Raw genomic sequence first — 17,347 nt, 5'->3', positions numbered from 1 at the left:
GTCAGCCTGTATGCCAGAAATGGCAGGGCTTGGCTGTGAACAAGTGTAATAGGCGCGGAAAAAGCTAGGGCCGCTGTGCGCCCCTTCGCGGGGCAAGCCCGCGAAGGGGCGCACAGCGGCCCCAGCGTTGAAGCGTTGCTTACTGCGTGGCCGTCTCCTGCACCACACGAATCACCCGCTGCGGAAACGGAATGTCGATACCCTCGGCCTTCAACCGGTCACGGGCATGCTCGTTGAGCATGAACATCACATCCCAGTAGTCCGAGGTCTTGGTCCAGATGCGCAGCGACACGGTGATCGAGCTGTCGCCCAGCGTCGAAACCACTGCCTGCGGCGCGGGGTCGGCCAGCACACGTGGGTCCTGGGCCAGTTCCAGCAGCACATTACGCGCCTTTTGCAGGTCGGCGTCGTAATCCACGCCCACGTCGAATACCACCTTGCGGGTCGGCTGGCGGTTGGTGTTGGTGATGATGCCGTTGGACAAGCTGCCGTTGGGCATGATCACCGTCTTGTTGTCACCCGTGCGCAGCACGGTGTGGAAGATCTGAATGCTATCCACGGTGCCACTGACACCCTGCGCCTCGATCCAGTCACCAATGCGGAACGGGCGGAACATCAAGATCAGCACGCCACCGGCGAAATTCGCCAGGCTGCCCTGCAAGGCCAGGCCGATGGCCAGGCCCGCGGCACCGATAGCGGCGACGAAGGAGGTGGTCTCGATGCCGATCATCGACGCCACGCTGACGAACAGCAGAATCTTCAGGATGATATTGGCCAGGGTGCTGATGAACCCCTGCAGCGCCAGGTCGGCGTTGCGCAGGCCGACCAGCTTGCCCAGGCGCGCGCTGAGCTTGTTGACGATCCACCAGCCGATGGCCAGGGTCAGCAACGCCAGGCACACCCGGCTGCCGTATTCCATGATCAAGGGGATCCAGGTCTGCGATTGGCGGACCAGCTGATCGACTTCAGCGTTCAAATCCATGTTCATCTCCTGATGCCGAACGGCATGTGCACGGTAAAACTGGCCGCGGGCATTTCCGCGGCCACGGCCCCCATGGACATCATTGCGCCATCGAGGTTCCTGGCAACGCCCCGATCAATCGCGGAAGTTATTGAACTGCAGCGGCATGTCGAATTCCTTGGCGCGCAGGGCGGCGATCGCCTCTTGCAGGTCGTCACGCTTCTTGCCAGTGACACGCACCTGCTCACCCTGGATGGCGGCCTGAACCTTGAGCTTGGCATCCTTGATGTGAGCGACGATCTTCTTCGCCAGCTCCTTGTCGATGCCCTCGCGGAATTTGGCTTCCTGTTTCATTTCCTTGCCGGACGGGTAGGCGTCCTTGGTTTCCAGGCATTTGACGTCGATCTTGCGCTTGACCAGCGCACCGCGCAGGATCTCGATCATCGCCTCGAGCTGGAATTCGGCTTCGGCGGTCAGCAGCACGGTCTGGTCCTTGTCCTTGAACTCGAAGTTGCCTTTGCCCTTGAGGTCATAACGGCGGTCGAGTTCCTTGACGGCGTTGTCTACAGCGTTCTGCACTTCGTGCTTGTCCAGTTCCGATACCACGTCGAACGAAGGCATGGTTTTTCTCCAAAAATAAAAGCGCGCTCGGCCTGAAGATGGAGCACGCTGAGTTAGACGGTTAAAATGCGGACTCATTATAACGGGTTGCGAAACGCATATGAGCAGCACCTGGCATATTCTCGGCGCGGGTAGCCTGGGCAGCCTCTGGGCTTGCCGCCTGGCGCGCGCGGGCAAGGCGGTACGCTTGATCCTGCGCGACGCGCAACGACTGCAGGCCTATCAGCAGGTAGGCGGCCTGACGTTGCACGAACAGGACACCGCCAACCACTACGCGATCCCCGCCGAAACCGCCGAGGGCGACGGCCCGATCCACCGGCTGCTGGTGGCCTGCAAGGCGTATGACGCCGCACCGGCCATCGCGCGCCTGGCCCCCAGGCTGGCCGACGGCGCCGAGCTGGTGCTGCTGCAGAACGGCCTCGGCAGCCAGGACGAAGTCGCCGACCAGGTCCCCCATGCCCGTTGCATCTTCGCTTCCAGTACCGAAGGGGCTTTTCGCGAGGACGACTGGCAAGTGCGCTTCGCCGGCCATGGCTTCAACTGGCTGGGTGACCCGCTGAAGCCGGCGCTCCCGGAATGGTTCGATGACCTGCACGACGCCGGCATCCCGGCCGAATGGACCGTGGATATCCTCACCCGCCTGTGGCGCAAGCTCGCGCTCAATTGCGCGATCAACCCGCTGACGGTGCTGCACGAGTGCCGCAACGGCGGCCTGCTGGAGCACCTGGGCGAAGTGACTGCCCTGTGCGACGAGCTGGCCGAGCTGCTGCGTCGCTGTGGCCAACCCCAGGCTGCCGAGGACCTGGACGAAGAAGTGCAACGGGTGATCCTCGCCACCGCCGCCAACTACTCTTCCATGTATCAGGACGTGCGAGCCGGGCGGCGAACCGAGGTCCATTACCTGCTCGGCCACGCCTGCCGCGCCGCCGATCGCCATGGCCTGCAGCTACCGCAGCTGGAACGCCTGCACCGGCGCCTGGTCGATAACCTGCAGGCACGTGGCTTACCCAGCGCCTGACGCTGGCCCTTTCAACCGGAGACGGACATTGCCTTGCCCATGACCCTGCGCCAACGCCTGGAAAACCTCCCGGTCGGGCAGAAGCTGCTGGCGGCCCTGCTGGTGCTGCTGGTGACCATTCTGCTGGTGGCCAACCTGACCTTCATCAGCGCCGCCTACTGGATCACCCAGGAAAGCATGGCGCCCCAGGCCCTGCAGACCATCGGCCGGCTGGTGTCCAACCCACAGCTGGCGACCCGGGCAGGCGACACCCCGGAAACCGCCAGCGCCCTGCTCAAAGAGCTGGACAGCTACACGCCATTACGCGCGGCGGCGGTGTACGGCGGCGATGGCCGCATGCTGGCACAACTCCAGCACGGCGAACCGTTGGCGCTGCCCAGGCGCTTTCGCGACATCGACGGCTGGCGCCTGATGGAGTTTCGCAGCACGCAGCTGATCCGTATCCCGCGCGACGCCAACCCACCCGCACACCTGCTGCTGGTGGCCAGCAGCGAACTGCCCACCGCCTTCTACACCGGCACGCTCAGCGCCAGCCTGGGCATCCTGGTGTTCAGTATCCTGCTGTGGATCGTCGTGGCCCGGCAAATCAAGCGTTTGATCACCCAGCCGATCAACCAGCTCGAAGAACTCAGCCGCCAGGTCACCCGCGAAGAGAGCTACGCCCTGCGTGCCCGGCGCGGCAACGACGACGAAATCGGCAGCCTGGCCGAGGCGTTCAATACCATGCTCTCGCGCATCGAAGCCCGCGAGCAGCAGCTCAAGCGCACCCGCGATGAATTCCAGACCGCCTATGACCAGGCCCAGGGCCTGGCCGAAGAAACGCGTCACACCAACCGCAAGCTGGAGCTGGAAGTCCAGGTGCGCAGCAAGATCGAGAAAAAGCTCACAGGCTTCCAGAATTACCTTAACAGCATCATCGACTCCATGCCCTCGGCCCTGATTGCCCTCGACGAGCAGCTCTACGTCACCCAGTGGAACCACGAGGCCACCGTGCTCTCCGGGACGCCGCTGGACGAGGCCCTGAACCAGCCGATCTTCATCGCCTTCGAGCCGCTCAAGCCGTTCTTGCCGCAGCTCAAGGAAACCGTGGAAAAACACCGGGTGGCGAAAATCGAGCGCGTCACCTGGCCCAAGGGCGATGAACTGCGCCACTACGCCCTGACCTTCTATCCACTGATGGGCGGTGGCGGCCGCGGTGTGGTGATCCGGATCGACGACATCACCCAGCGCCTGTCCCTGGAAGAGATGATGGTGCAGTCAGAGAAAATGCTCTCGGTAGGTGGCTTGGCCGCCGGCATGGCCCACGAGATCAACAACCCGCTGGGGGCCATTTTGCATAATGTGCAGAATATCCGTCGGCGCCTGTCGCCGGAGTTACCGCGCAACCAGGAGCAGGCCGAAGAGCTGGGCATCGACCTGCCCACCGTCAACCGCTACCTGGACAGCCGCGAAGTACCGCAGCTGCTCGACGGGATTCAGCAGGCCGGTGCGCGGGCCGCCAAGATCGTCACCCACATGCTCAGTTTCAGCCGGCGCAGCAATCGCCAGCTGGCACCTTGCGACCTGCCGGCACTGATCGACCAGGCCTTGGAGATCGCCAGCAACGACTTCGACCTGGCCATCGGCTTCGACTTCAAGGGCCAGGCCATCGTGCGCCAGTTCGACCCACACCTCGGGCCGGTGCCGTGCACCGCCAACGAGCTGGAACAGGTGCTGCTCAACCTGCTGAAAAACGCTGCCCAGGCCATTCACCTGCGCCCGCAACCCAGCGAGCCTGGGCGCATCACCCTGCGCACCCGGCTCAACCCGCCCTGGGCCGAAATCCAAGTCGAGGACAACGGCGTGGGCATGCCCGAAGCCGTGCGCAAGCGCACCTTCGAGCCGTTTTTCACCACCAAGGAGATCGGCCAGGGCACCGGCCTGGGCCTTTCGGTCTCGTATTTCATCATCACCAACAACCACAAGGGGCAGATGGAGGTGCAGTCCACGCCCGGCCAGGGCACGTGCTTCACCCTGCGCCTGCCCCTCGGCCAGCCGGCAGCGACGGCACCGAACACCACGGAGGCATGACATGGGCTACCGCCTGTCGAAGATCTACACCCGCACTGGCGACCAGGGCGAAACCGGCCTGGGCGACGGCCGTCGGGTGCCCAAGGACCACCCACGCATCGAAGCGATTGGCGAGGTGGACAGCCTCAACAGCCAGCTGGGGCTGCTGCTGGCAGGGCTGGATGAGCAAGGGCTGGCTGAGGTCAGCGAGGTACTGGCGCCTTGTCAGCACCGCTTGTTCGACCTCGGTGGCGAACTGGCGATGCCCAGTTACCAAGCCTTGAACCTGGCCGAAGTGCAGCGGCTGGAAGCGGCAATCGATGTCTGGAACGAGGAGCTGGGGCCGTTGAAGAACTTCATCCTGCCCAGTGGCTCGGCATTGGTGGCGCAGGCGCATGTGTGCCGTTGCCTGGCGCGCAGCGCAGAGCGCCGCTGCCAGCAGTTGAACGCAGTGGAACCACTGGAAGGGGTGGGGTTGGCGTATATCAATCGGCTGTCGGATCTATTGTTCGTGGCAGCGCGGATCATTGGCCGCCGGCAGGGGGTTGCCGAGGTGCTATGGCAACCCGCAGAAAAGCCTCAAAGCTGAGAGCGCCACGGCAGGGCAAGCCCACTCCCACAGGTACTGCGCGATCCTCGTGTGGGAGCGGGCTTGCCCCGCGAATGGGCCGCAAAGCGGCCCCCGTACTGGCGACTCAAATCTCAGGCCAGAACGCCCGAATCCCGGCAACGCCTTGCGCGCCGACTTTCCAAGCGCGCTCACGCTCACCCGGCCCGACACCACCCAGCAAGAACACCGGCCGGCTGAAGCCCGCAATCAACCGTTGCGCCTCATCCCAGCCCAGCGGCACGGCCTCGGGGTGCGTCTGCGTCGCCTGCACCGGCGACAGGGTGACGAAGTCGACCCCCATCTGTTCCGCCAGCGCCAGCTCTTCTGCACTGTGGCAGGACGCCGCCAACCAACGGTGCTCAGGGAATGGCCGCCCCTTGGCCGCATACTTGCGCAGCTGTGCGGCCGTCAGGTGCCAACCCGCAGACGGGAAATCGCCCAGCCACTCCAGCGGCCCCTTGAGCATCAGTTGGGCCTTGCCGCCACACAAGCCAACCGCATCCACCGCCACGTCGCGGTACTTGGGGTCGTACATGTCCGGCGCGCGCAACTGAATCAGGCGTATGCCGCTGGCGACCGCCTTCTGGATGCCCTTGAGCATCTCAGGCACTTCAAGGCCATCGGGGGTGATCAGATACTGGTCCGGCAGGCGCGCGGCGGCGACAATCGGCTTGTTGGCCTCGGGGAAGTCGTACTGCGGCAGTTCGCGTGGTGTTACCCAGGCCAACGGCTGGCCCTCGGCACCATGGGGCTCGCCGGTGAATGCCTCGACCTCGCGAACCTCCAGCAACACCTGTTTGTCCGGGTAATCGTGGCTGACCTTGATCAGCGCCCGTGAACGGGTCACTTCGATACCCAGCTCCTCACGAAGCTCGCGGGCCAGCGCCGCTTCGACGCTCTCGCCCTCTTCCACCTTGCCGCCCGGGAATTCCCAAAGGCCACCCTGGTGCTGGGTATCAGCCCGTCGCGCGATAAGAATGCGGCCATCGGCGCCGCGGATCACTGCGGCCACTACATGAATACGTTTCACCCTGCTCGCTCCGCCAGGCCAGCCTGTTGCCAGGCCTTGAAGGCCGGCCACTGGTAAATGGTCTCGATGTACGTTGCCGCCTCTGCAGGCACCTCAACGCGGTAGGTGCGCAAGCGCACAGCCACCGGGGCGAAGTAGGCGTCGGCCAAGGTCGGCTTGCCGAACAGGAACGGCCCACTGTCTTTGGCAACCAAGCGGCACTCGGACCACAGCGCGACGATACGGTCGATATCGACCTGCACGTCCAGCGGCACGTTCTCCAGGGCTTCATCACGGGCCAGGTCGAACGGCATCGCCCCGCGCAGGGCGAAGAAGCCACTGTGCATCTGCGCGCAGGCCGAACGGGCCTGAGCACGGGCAGCGACATCGGCAGGCCACAGCTGGGCCTCTGGGTGGCGTTCGTTGAGGTATTCGGCGATAGCCAGCGAGTCGGCGATCACACCGTGCTCGGTCTTGAGCAATGGCACCTTGCCGGTGGCCGAGTAAGCGAGCAGGCGTTGGCGGGTGTCGGGCTGGTTGAGTTTGATCAGGGTTTCTTCGTAGGCAACGCCAGCCAGCTCAAGGGCCAGGGCGCCGCGTAGCGACCAGGAGGAATGCAACTTGTCGCCGATGATCAGGTGGTAGCTCATGGTTCGGCTCCATTTGTCTGGGGTTATGGGGCCGCATGCGGCCCCACATGCATCAGGTGCGGTATTCGGCGTTGATCTTCACGTACTCGTGGGACAGGTCGGTGGTCCAGATGGTTTCGCTGCACGCACCGCGGCCCAGCTCGATGCGGATGGTGATCTCTTCCTGGGCCATTACCGCCGAACCCTGTGCCTCGGTATAGCTAGGGCTACGGCCGCCCTGGCTGGCGATGCAGACGTTGTCCAGGTAGACATCGATCAGGCTGACATCCAGCGCCGGCACGCCGGCACGGCCAACGGCCGCCAGGATGCGGCCCCAGTTGGGGTCGGAGGCGAACAGCGCGGTCTTGATCAGCGGCGAGTGAGCCACGGCGTAACCGACGTCCAGGCATTCCTGATGGTTACCCCCGCCGTTGACCTGCACGGTGACGAACTTGGTGGCGCCTTCGCCGTCACGGACGATGGCCTGGGCCACGTCCATGCACACTTCGAATACGGCCTTTTTCAGGGCTTCGAACAGCGCACCGCTGGCTTCGGTGACTTCCGGCAGGTTGGCCTTGCCGGTGGCGATCAGCATGCAGCAGTCGTTGGTCGAGGTGTCGCCATCGATGGTGATGCGGTTGAACGACTTGTTGGCGCCATCGAGCATCAGGTCCTTGAGCACTTGGGGTGCGACCTTGGCGTCGGTGGCGATGTAGCCGAGCATGGTGGCCATGTTCGGGCGGATCATGCCGGCGCCTTTGCTGATGCCGGTAACGGTGACGGTCACGCCATCGTGCTGGAACTGGCGGCTGGCACCCTTGGGCAGGGTGTCGGTGGTCATGATGCCGGTGGCGGCTTCAGCCCAGTTGTTCTCCGACAGGTCGTCCAGGGCGGCCTGCAGGGCGCCTTCGATCTTCTCGACCGGCAGCGGCTCGCCGATCACACCGGTGGAAAATGGCAGTACCGACTCGGCCGGCACGCCGGTCAGCTCGGCGAGCTTGGCGCAGGTGCGCTCGGCAGCGGCCAGGCCAGGTGCACCGGTACCGGCGTTGGCGTTGCCGGTGTTGGTCAGCAGGTAACGCACAGTGCCCTGAACGCGCTGCTTGGAGAGGATAACCGGAGCGGCGCAAAAGGCGTTGAGGGTGAACACGCCAGCGACGCTGGAGCCTTCGGCACAGCGCATGACCACCACATCCTTGCGCCCAGGGCGCTTGATGCCGGCAGAAGCGATGCCGAGTTCAAAACCCGGAACCGGGTGCAGGGTGGGCAAAGGACCAAGACCAACAGCCATTAGAGCGCTCCTAGATAAAACGATTAATGTCGAAAAACGGGGGCGCTTTGCGCCCCATCGCGACACAAGGCCGCTCCTACAGGGGCCGCGCCAATCCGTAGACGAGCGCGGTACCTGTAGGAGCGGCCTTGTGTCGCGAAAGGGCCGCAAAGCGGCCCCAGGCTTTTACAAGAGTCAGATCAGATCACTCGATCTGCCCATGGCAATGCTTGAACTTCTTGCCCGAACCGCACCAGCATGGCTCGTTGCGGCCCAGCTTCTGGTCGTTGCGCACCGGAGCCGTGGCCACAGCCACTTCGGCGCCCTCTTCACTCAGTTGCTCGCTTTCAAGGCCTGGCGCAGGGGCATGCTGGAACTGCATGCGGCTGGCCAGTTCTTCGGCCTCGCGGCGCAGGCGGGCTTCTTCTTCGATCGGGTCTTCGCGGCGCACCTGAACGTGCGACAGCACGCGGATGGTGTCGCGCTTGATCGACTCGAGCAGCTCCTGGAACAGCGTGAACGACTCGCGCTTGTACTCCTGCTTCGGGTTCTTCTGCGCATAACCGCGCAGGTGAATGCCGTGGCGCAGGTGGTCCATGGTCGACAGGTGGTCTTTCCACAGGTCGTCCAGCACACGCAGCAGAATCTGCTTCTCGAAGGTACGCAGGGCGTCGATGCCGGCCTGGTCTTCCTTCTCGGTGTAGGCGCTGGTGATCTCGCTCAGCAGCTTCTCGCGCAGGGTCTCTTCGTAGAGGTGGTCGTCTTCGTCGAGCCATTGCTGGATCGGCAGCTTCATGGCGAAATCGCTCGCCAGCGAGGCTTCCAGGCCGGCCACGTCCCACTGCTCGGGCAGCGATTGCGGCGGGATGTGCTGGCTGATGGTAGCGTCCAGCACTTCCTTGCGGAATTCGGCGATGGTATCGCCAATGTTCTCGGCCGCCAGCAAGCTGTTGCGCATGTGGTAGATCACCTTGCGCTGCTCGTTGGCCACGTCGTCGTATTCGAGCAGCTGTTTGCGGATGTCGAAGTTGCGGCCTTCGACCTTGCGCTGGGCTTTCTCGATGGCGTTGGTGACCATGCGGTGCTCGATCGCCTCGCCGGACTGCATGCCCAGTGCCTTCATGAAGTTCTTCACCCGATCGGAGGCGAAGATACGCATCAGGCTGTCTTCGAGCGACAGGTAGAAGCGGCTGGAACCCGGGTCACCCTGACGGCCGGAACGGCCACGCAGCTGGTTGTCGATACGGCGCGACTCGTGACGCTCGGAGGCAATCACATGCAGGCCACCCGACTCGATCACCTGCTGGTGGCGCTTCTGCCAGTCGGCCTTGATCTGCGCGATCTGTTCGGCGGTCGGGCTGTCCAAGGCAGCCACTTCGGCTTCCCAGTTACCGCCCAGCAGGATGTCGGTACCACGGCCAGCCATGTTGGTGGCGATGGTCAACGCGCCCGGAGCACCCGCCTGGGCGATGATCTCGGCTTCCTTCTCGTGGTACTTGGCGTTCAGTACCTTGTGCTCGATACCTTCCTTTTGCAGCAGGTTCGACATGTGCTCGGAAGTTTCAATGGTCGCGGTACCCACCAGCACCGGGCGACCCAGGGTCATGCTTTCTTTGATGTCGGCGATGATCGCGGCGTATTTCTCGTCGGCGGTCAGGTACACCAGGTCGTTGAAGTCCTTGCGCGCCAGCGGCTTGTTCGGCGGGATCACCATCACGTTGAGGCCGTAGATCGACTGGAACTCGAACGCTTCGGTGTCGGCGGTACCGGTCATGCCGGACAGCTTGGTGTAAAGGCGGAAGTAGTTCTGGAAGGTGGTCGAAGCCAGGGTCTGGCTCTCGGCCTGAATGTTCAGGTTCTCTTTCGCTTCGATGGCCTGGTGCAGGCCTTCGGACAGACGACGACCGGGCATGGTACGGCCGGTGTGCTCGTCGATCAGCAGGACCTGGCCGTCCTGGACGATGTATTCGACGTTGCGGTGGAACAGCTTGTGCGCGCGCAGGCCAGCGTAGACGTGGGTCAGCAGGCCCAGGTTGTGTGCCGAGTAGAGGCTCTCGCCCTCGGCCAGCAGGCCGGCCTGGGTGAGCATCTCTTCGATGAACTGGTGACCCGCTTCGTTGAGCTCGACCTGGCGGCTCTTCTCGTCGATGGAGAAGTGGCCTTCCTGGGTGACCTGGCCCTCGACTTCCTCGATGTGCTGGGTCAGACGCGGGATCAGGCGGTTGATCTCGATGTACAGCTTGGAGCTGTCTTCGGCCTGCCCGGAAATGATCAGCGGGGTACGGGCTTCGTCGATGAGGATCGAGTCGACTTCATCGATGACCGAGAAGTTGAGTTCACGCTGGAACTTCTCTTCCTGGCTGAACGCCATGTTGTCGCGCAGGTAGTCGAAACCGAATTCGTTGTTGGTGCCGTAAGTGATGTCGGAGGCGTAGGCAGCGCGCTTTTCTTCCGGCGGCTGGAACGCCGAGACGATGCCCACGGACAGACCGAGGAACTCGTACAAGGGGCGCATCCAGTTGGCGTCACGGCGGGCCAGGTAGTCGTTGACGGTCACCACGTGCACGCCCTTGCCGGACAATGCGTTGAGGTAGACGGCCAAGGTACCGACCAAGGTCTTGCCTTCACCGGTGCGCATTTCTGCGATCATGCCCTCGTGCAGGGTCATGCCGCCGATCAGCTGCACGTCGAAGTGGCGCATGCCCATCACACGCTTGCCGGCCTCACGGGCCACGGCGAAGGCTTCGGGCAGCAGTTGGTCCAGTGTCTCGCCTTTGGCCAAGCGTTCCTTGAACTCTGCGGTCTTGCCCCGCAGTTGCTCATCGGAGAGGGCCACCATCTTCTCTTCGAAGGCATTGACGATAGTCACCGTCTTGAGCATGCGTTTGACTTCACGCTCATTCTTGCTTCCAAAAAGTTTCTTTAACAAAGGCGCAAACATATCGGCAGGATCTTCCACACGTAGGGATGGAGGGCGGCCCCATGAGTCGCCCGTGCAGCCCTAAGGCCGCATGCGAACGAGCATTCTACCCGGAAACGATGGTGAGGAAAGTGGTGGATTCCACGATGCTGGTACAGCGTTTTGGCAGGGGCGTTTCTTAGATAGGGGCATTTTCCCTGAGTTCAAGGCTGAGAAAGATGAAACGTATCGAGAATAGCTCGTATCCAGTGTTTATCGGCGAAGCGGCCAGTGCAGGCAATCGATAACCCCGCATCTGTTAGACTGCCGATCTTGTAACTTCATACGTACCCGCATGGCCTATATACCCTCCCCCGCCCAGCTTCCTTCGGCACTGCTGCGCCAGGTCCGTCCGCTGCGCCTGCTGTTGAACCAGGCCGAACGCCTGGAACACCTGCAGCGCCTGCTGGAAAGCCAGCTGCAGCCGGCCGCCCGCGAGCATTGCCACGTTGCCTCCTGGCGTGACGGTACCTTGTTGCTGGTGGTGACCGACGGCCATTGGGCCACCCGCCTGCGCTATCAGCAGAAACGCCTGATGCGGGAGTTGCAAGCCATGGAAGCGTTCGGCAACCTGCGGCGCATCCTGTACAAGGTGCAACCGCCGCTGGTGCCCGCCAAGCGTGGCGGGCATGCCACCGAGCTTTCGAGCAATGCCGCCGAAAGCCTTCGCGATACCGCCGAGGGGATTACCGACCCCAAGCTGCGCGCCGCGCTAGAGCGCCTGGCGTCGCATGGACCTAACAAAGCACCTTCGCGCACCTGATATTTTTGCCAGTTTGCCTTCTCCACGGGGTGCAATACGCTCGCCTGATCACCCCCAGGAGAGACCAGCATGAATGCAGACTATTTTCACCTTGCCACGTTCGAGTCACCCTCAACCGACCCCTGGGGTGACTGGAAAGCGGACTCCAACGGCGCCACCCTCGGTATTTACCAAGAAGAAGATGGCAACCACTTCGTAGCCTTTGCCCCCGCTATTTCTTTTCCACACGGCCCCGTCCTATTCAAAGAACTGCAAGGGCTGGAGCCCGACCGTGAGTATTGCCTCTCCCTGCGCACGCGGCAGCAATGGGCAAACCAGGCTGTGCCTGTGCTCACCTGGAAACTGGGTGATGAGCAGATCGCTGCCCCCATCGAAGTCACTACTTCCGAGTGGATTACGCTGCACTGGCGTTTCAAGGCGTCCCAAGCCGTCGAGACGCTGAAGCTTGAAGTAAGGGAGCGAATTGGCGACCCTTCGCATGCCAGGGGCAACCTGGCCATCGATGACATTCGCATCTACCCCTCCCGGTTCGAGGAAGACTTCAACGACCTGCCGCAACAATTGATTCAACCCGGCGGGCAGTTGGCACTCAAGACCATGCTCGTCACATTGCTGCCCACCAGTTCAGGGCCGGCGGGCATCCACAGATACGATTCCGACGAGCCTGGCATGCGCGAAAAACAAGCGCTGGGCTTGAGCATCGGCAAAGACATGCGCCAGTACCTAAGCATTGATCTGCCAGGTGAGTTCACCTCAATCCGTTTCGCCTGGACCTGGCTTCAAAAAGACGCAACGGTCCAGTACCTGGACCAGTCGGGCGCCACGCTGGACAGCAGAACAATTCATGCAACCGCAGGGCGCGATCAATGGGTTGAATACCAAGCGGAGAACGAAAGCCAAGCGGTTTCCCGTATCGAACTAACGTACAGCGATTACTCTTTCCTCGACTTTTTCACGCTGCAGCGCCTGTAAAGCAGGTATAAAAAAGGCCACCCGAAGGTGGCCTTAATGAACTAGAGAGTGTTCGAACTTACACGGCCGCAACAGGGCGCATGTACGAGATCGGTGCCGTGCTGGCATCTTCGAAAGTGACCACTTCCCAGGCATCGGTTTCAGCAATGAGCTTGCGCAGCAGCTGGTTGTTCAGCGCGTGCCCGGACTTGTAGCCCTTGAACTCGCCAATCAGGCTGTTGCCCAGCAGGTAGAGGTCGCCAATGGCGTCGAGAATCTTGTGCTTGACGAATTCGTCTTCATAACGAAGGCCGTCTTCGTTCAGCACGCCAGTCTCATCTACCACGATGGCGTTTTCGACACTGCCGCCCAACGCAAGGTTATGCTTGCGCAAGTACTCGATGTCCCGCATGAAACCGAAGGTGCGGGCACGGCTGACTTCTTTCACGAACGACGTGCTGGAGAAATCCACACTGGCGCTCTGGGTCCGGCCGCTGACGACCGGGTGATCGAAGTCGATCTCGAAGCTCACCTTGAACCCTTCGAAAGGCAGGAAGGTGGCGCGCTTGTCGCCCTCCTCCACTGTCACTTCGCGCAGGATGCGGATGAACTGTTTGGGTGCGTCCTGTTCTTCCAGGCCGGCAGACTGAATCAGGAATACAAAGGGTCCGGCGCTGCCATCCATGATCGGCACTTCCGAGGCGGAGAGCTCGACGTAGGCGTTATCGATGCCCAGGCCCGCCATGGCGGAGAGCAGGTGCTCGACCGTATCGACCTTGACGTCACCGTTGACCAGCGTCGTCGACATGGTTGTCTCGCCGACGTTGGCCGCGCGCGCCGGGATTTCGACCACGGGGTCGAGATCGGCGCGGCGGAAGACGATGCCGGTGTCAACAGGTGCAGGCTTCAGGGTCAGGTATACCTTCTCCCCGGAGTGCAGGCCGACACCTGTGGCACGGATGGTATTCTTCAGGGTGCGTTGTTTAATCATGGCATTGGCCGCTTCAGCGCAAATTGCGAACAGGTATCAACAAAGGCTGAGGATGATAACAGACCCAACCTTTGCTGAATACCAATCACCTTTATACCCCTGATAAATTCCATTAATCAGCCTGACGACGCAGGAAAGCCGGGATATCGAGGTAGTCCAGGTCATCCTGAGGGTTCAGTTTAGCTGCCGCAGCGGCACCCGCATGGGCCTGGTTGCGCATGACAGTCGGGCGCTCCAGGTCACGATAGTTGACCGCAGGCTGCTCCTGGCGAACCGGTGCCGGGTTGGACGCTTCGTACGCCTGCTGAGCGGTCTGCAGGGTGTTGTCCACCACCTTGACCGGCTTCTCGATGCGCGCGCCCAGGCCAGTGGCGACCACGGTCACGTGCAGCTCATCGCGCATGTCCGGATCGATCACGGTGCCAACCTTGACCATCGCGTGGTCGGAGGCGAAGGCTTCGATGATGCTACCCACGTCGGAGTACTCACCCAGCGACAGGTCAGGGCCGGCGGTGATGTTCACCAGGATGCCACGGGCGCCCTGCAGGTTGACGTCTTCCAGCAACGGGTTGCGGATCGCCGCCTCGGTCGCTTCACGCGCACGGTTCGGGCCGCTGGCGCAGCCAGTACCCATCATGGCCATGCCCATCTCGCCCATCACGGTGCGCACGTCGGCGAAGTCGACGTTGATCATGCCAGGGCGCTTGATGATGTCGGAAATACCGCGCACGGCACCGGCCAGTACGTCGTCAGCCTTGGCGAAGGCGGACAGCAGGCTGGCATCCTTGCCCAGGATGGTCAGCAGCTTCTCGTTGGGGATGGTGATCAGCGAGTCGACGCTCTCGGCCAGCATGCGGATGCCTTCATCGGCGATCTGCATACGTTTGCGGCCTTCGAACGGGAACGGACGGGTCACCACGGCAACGGTGAGGATGCCCATTTCCTTCGCCACTTCGGCGATGATCGGGGCTGCACCGGTACCGGTACCGCCACCCATGCCGGTGGTGATGAACACCATGTTGGTGCCCTGCAGCACCTCGGCAATGCGCTCACGGTCTTCCAGCGCGGCCTGACGGCCGACTTCCGGATTGGCACCCGCACCCAGGCCTTTGGTCACGCCAGTGCCCAATTGCAGGATGGTGCGCGCGCCAATGCTTTTCAGCGCCTGGGCATCGGTGTTGGCGCAGATGAATTCCACGCCTTCGATGCTGCTCTTGACCATGTGGTTGACGGCGTTGCCACCACCACCACCTACGCCGATCACCTTGATGACCGGACTTTGCGGGACGTTGTCTACGAGCTCGAACATTTTCCCTCTCCTTACAGTTCTCTAGTTGTCGCGCCTACCACTACTGCTTTGAAACTTAGAAATTGCCCTGGACCCAGCGCTTGAATCGCTCAAGCACTGGAGCCTTCGGTTCATCGCCATAGCTGTTGCTGCTGCTGTTGCTGTTACCGGTCAGGATCAAGTCCTCGGACTGCTTGAGCAGGCCGTAGGTGAGCAGGCCCACGCCGGTGGAATAGATCGGGTTGCGCACCACGTCGCTCAGCCCCCGAACGCTGTGCGGTACGCCCAGGCGTACCGGCATGTGGAAGATTTCTTCGGCCAGTTCCACGGCGCCTTCCATTTTCGCGGTGCCGCCGGTGAGGACGATGCCGGCCGGCACCAAATCCTCGTAGCCGCTGCGGCGCAGTTCGGCCTGGATCAGGGTGAAGAGCTCGTCGTAACGCGGCTCCACCACCTCGGCCAGGGCCTGGCGCGACAGCTCGCGCGGTGGCCGGTCACCCACGCTCGGCACCTTGATGGTTTCGCCGGCGCCGGCCAGCTTGGCCAGGGCGCAGGCGTAGCGGATCTTGATTTCCTCGGCGTACTGGGTCGGTGTACGCAGGGCCATGGCGATGTCGTTGGTGACCTGGTCGCCGGCAATCGGGATGACTGCGGTGTGACGGATCGCACCTTCGGTGAAGATGGCGATATCGGTGGTGCCACCGCCGATGTCCACCAGGCACACGCCGAGCTCTTTTTCGTCGTCGGTCAGTACCGAGTAGGCCGACGCCAGTTGCTCGAGGATGATGTCGTCGATTTCCAGGCCGCAACGGCGCACACACTTCTCGATGTTCTGCGCCGCGTTGACCGCACAGGTGACCACGTGGACCTTGGCTTCCAGGCGCACGCCGGACATGCCCAGTGGCTCGCGCACGCCTTCCTGGTTGTCGATGACGTAGTCCTGCGGCAGGGTGTGCAGTACGCGCTGGTCAGCTGGAATGGCCACGGCCTGGGCGGCGTCGAGCACGCGCTCGAGGTCGGCAACACTGACCTCACGGTCGCGGATGGCGACAATGCCGTGGGAGTTCAGGCTGCGAATGTGGTTGCCTGCTACGCCGACGAATGCCGAGTGGATACGGCAGCCGGCCATCAGCTGCGCTTCTTCCACCGCGCGCTGGATCGACTGCACGGTCGACTCGATGTTCACCACCACGCCTTTTTTCAGGCCGCGGGACGGATGGGTGCCGATCCCGACAATCTCCAGGGTGCCGTCTTCGCCCACTTCGCCCACCAGCGCCACCACCTTGGAGGTGCCAATGTCCAGCCCGACGATCATTTTGCCGCTATGCGCGTTTGCCATGGTCCTGCCTCTCTCTAATTCTTCGCAACGGCGGGTTGGGCCGTCGTCGGTGCAATCGGTTCCCGCCAACCAACGGCAAGTCCGTTGGCGTATCGCAGATCGATGCGGGCGATGTTGGTGATCTGCTCTTTAAGCGTCTTGTCGTAAATGGCAATGAAACGGCGCATCTTCTCCACCAGATGGTCGCGCCCCAGTAGCAGTTCGATGCCTGGGCCGGTGCTGCCCGCACCGGTAGTCAGGAACCAGCTGCCGCGCTCGCGAAGCTCCAGGCGAGCGATGGAAAAGCCCATGGGGCGCAGCATCTGGCTCAAAACCTGATACTGCTGCATGACTTGCTGCTGAGCACGCTGCGGCCCGAACAGCTGCGGCAGGTGCTCATAGTTGGCCAGCTCGCGCGGGGTGAAGGCCTGGCCCTGGTTGTTGAGCAAGGCCTCGTCACCCCAGCGTGCCACTGGCAGCTGTTCTTCCAGGCGGATCACCACCTCGTCCGGCCACACGCGCCGGACCTCGGCATGGGCGATCCACGGCATCTGCTCGAGCTCCGCACGCATCGCCGGCAGGTCGACGCTGAAGAAGCTCGCCGCCATGAACGGGGCGATACGCTGCTGCACCGCCTGCTGGCTGATGTAGCTGAGGTCGCCCTGCACGGCGATCCGGGTGATCGGCCGGTCGGCATAAGGCATCAGGCGAATGGCGCCTTCATAGGCGCCGAAGCCTGCCGCGACCAGCAGCACCGGCCAGAGCAGGCGCTTGAGTCCACTGAAGTTGGCCTTGGGCAGGCGCGCCGACATGGGCTCGTTGGCCACCATTCGGCTGGCACCGCGCGGCACCGGCTTGCTACGGCCGGTGGCGGGTTGCTGATGACGTAACATCGCGCCTTGCATGGCTG

General features: G+C 62.7%; 15 protein-coding genes. 5 read left to right on the top strand and 10 right to left on the bottom strand.

What is annotated here, in order from left to right:
• Positions 1 to 139 precede the first annotated feature (139 nt).
• Together HU770_RS07040 and HU770_RS07035 are read right to left on the bottom strand one after the other, a co-directional pair.
• Positions 140 to 982 carry a mechanosensitive ion channel family protein gene (locus HU770_RS07040; protein ID WP_186659683.1) on the bottom strand — a complete coding sequence of 281 codons (843 nt, stop codon included), beginning with the start codon at positions 980 to 982 and terminating at the stop codon, positions 140 to 142.
• A 114-nt stretch (positions 983 to 1,096) separates the two neighbouring features.
• The gene (locus HU770_RS07035; RefSeq protein ID WP_033702818.1) at positions 1,097 to 1,582 is read right to left on the bottom strand and encodes a YajQ family cyclic di-GMP-binding protein; all 486 of its coding nucleotides are present in this window, start codon (positions 1,580 to 1,582) and stop codon (positions 1,097 to 1,099) included.
• Positions 1,583 to 1,682: 100 nt separating this feature from the next.
• Between HU770_RS07035 and HU770_RS07030 the strand changes: the two genes are divergently transcribed.
• The 3 genes from HU770_RS07030 to HU770_RS07020 are packed head-to-tail and all read left to right on the top strand — an operon-like array spanning position 1,683 to position 5,238.
• Positions 1,683 to 2,600, top strand: coding sequence for a putative 2-dehydropantoate 2-reductase (locus HU770_RS07030; RefSeq protein ID WP_186663383.1), 918 nt, complete (start codon positions 1,683 to 1,685; stop codon positions 2,598 to 2,600).
• Positions 2,601 to 2,639: 39 nt separating this feature from the next.
• Positions 2,640 to 4,670, top strand: a complete 2,031-nt coding sequence (locus tag HU770_RS07025; protein WP_033702820.1) for an ATP-binding protein — start codon at positions 2,640 to 2,642, stop codon at positions 4,668 to 4,670.
• Between the two features lies 1 nt (position 4,671).
• The gene (locus HU770_RS07020) at positions 4,672 to 5,238 is read left to right on the top strand and encodes a cob(I)yrinic acid a,c-diamide adenosyltransferase (protein ID WP_186663381.1); all 567 of its coding nucleotides are present in this window, start codon (positions 4,672 to 4,674) and stop codon (positions 5,236 to 5,238) included.
• Positions 5,239 to 5,344: 106 nt separating this feature from the next.
• Here the strand turns inward: HU770_RS07020 and HU770_RS07015 are convergent, their stop codons facing one another.
• The 4 genes from HU770_RS07015 to secA all read right to left on the bottom strand — a co-directional run bounded on the left by HU770_RS07015 (position 5,345) and on the right by secA (position 11,108).
• A complete protein-coding gene (locus HU770_RS07015) occupies positions 5,345 to 6,289 on the bottom strand; it encodes a Nudix family hydrolase (protein ID WP_186663379.1) in 945 nt (314 codons plus the stop codon).
• The gene (locus tag HU770_RS07010) at positions 6,286 to 6,918 is read right to left on the bottom strand and encodes a glutathione S-transferase family protein (RefSeq protein WP_033702823.1); all 633 of its coding nucleotides are present in this window, start codon (positions 6,916 to 6,918) and stop codon (positions 6,286 to 6,288) included. The genes HU770_RS07015 and HU770_RS07010 overlap by 4 nt, the downstream gene beginning before the upstream one ends.
• Positions 6,919 to 6,970: 52 nt before the next feature.
• Positions 6,971 to 8,188, bottom strand: coding sequence for a bifunctional glutamate N-acetyltransferase/amino-acid acetyltransferase ArgJ (gene argJ / locus HU770_RS07005; RefSeq protein WP_033702824.1), 1,218 nt, complete (start codon positions 8,186 to 8,188; stop codon positions 6,971 to 6,973).
• A 184-nt stretch (positions 8,189 to 8,372) separates the two neighbouring features.
• Positions 8,373 to 11,108 (bottom strand): preprotein translocase subunit SecA, encoded by a 2,736-nt coding sequence (gene secA, locus HU770_RS07000; protein WP_186659692.1) that lies wholly within the window; start codon positions 11,106 to 11,108, stop codon positions 8,373 to 8,375.
• A 313-nt stretch (positions 11,109 to 11,421) separates the two neighbouring features.
• Here secA and HU770_RS06995 point away from each other — a divergent pair, with 313 nt between their 5' ends.
• Positions 11,422 to 11,889 carry a DciA family protein gene (locus HU770_RS06995; RefSeq protein WP_186663377.1) on the top strand — a complete coding sequence of 156 codons (468 nt, stop codon included), beginning with the start codon at positions 11,422 to 11,424 and terminating at the stop codon, positions 11,887 to 11,889.
• 69 nt (positions 11,890 to 11,958) lie between these two features.
• Positions 11,959 to 12,861: a hypothetical protein gene (locus tag HU770_RS06990; protein WP_186663375.1), complete on the top strand. Its 903-nt coding sequence runs from the start codon at positions 11,959 to 11,961 to the stop codon at positions 12,859 to 12,861.
• A gap of 58 nt (positions 12,862 to 12,919) precedes the next feature.
• On the opposite strand, the gene lpxC is transcribed toward HU770_RS06990, so the two are convergent.
• The 4 genes from lpxC to HU770_RS06970 form a co-directional block, all read right to left on the bottom strand.
• The gene (gene lpxC / locus HU770_RS06985) at positions 12,920 to 13,831 is read right to left on the bottom strand and encodes a UDP-3-O-acyl-N-acetylglucosamine deacetylase (protein ID WP_033702829.1); all 912 of its coding nucleotides are present in this window, start codon (positions 13,829 to 13,831) and stop codon (positions 12,920 to 12,922) included.
• Between the two features lie 112 nt (positions 13,832 to 13,943).
• Positions 13,944 to 15,140: a cell division protein FtsZ gene (gene ftsZ / locus HU770_RS06980; protein WP_016488958.1), complete on the bottom strand. Its 1,197-nt coding sequence runs from the start codon at positions 15,138 to 15,140 to the stop codon at positions 13,944 to 13,946.
• A 55-nt stretch (positions 15,141 to 15,195) separates the two neighbouring features.
• A complete protein-coding gene (gene ftsA, locus HU770_RS06975; protein ID WP_033702830.1) occupies positions 15,196 to 16,458 on the bottom strand; it encodes a cell division protein FtsA in 1,263 nt (420 codons plus the stop codon).
• Positions 16,459 to 16,472: 14 nt separating this feature from the next.
• Entirely contained in the window at positions 16,473 to 17,342 is an 870-nt protein-coding gene (locus HU770_RS06970; protein ID WP_033702831.1) for a cell division protein FtsQ/DivIB, read from the bottom strand.
• Between the last annotated feature and the right edge of the window lie 5 nt (positions 17,343 to 17,347).

Origin of the sequence: Pseudomonas sp. SWRI68, assembly GCF_014269165.1 — a bacterium.
Classification (GTDB): Bacteria; Pseudomonadota; Gammaproteobacteria; order Pseudomonadales; family Pseudomonadaceae; genus Aquipseudomonas; species Aquipseudomonas capeferrum.
This window is presented reverse-complemented; position numbering and strand designations above follow the sequence as displayed.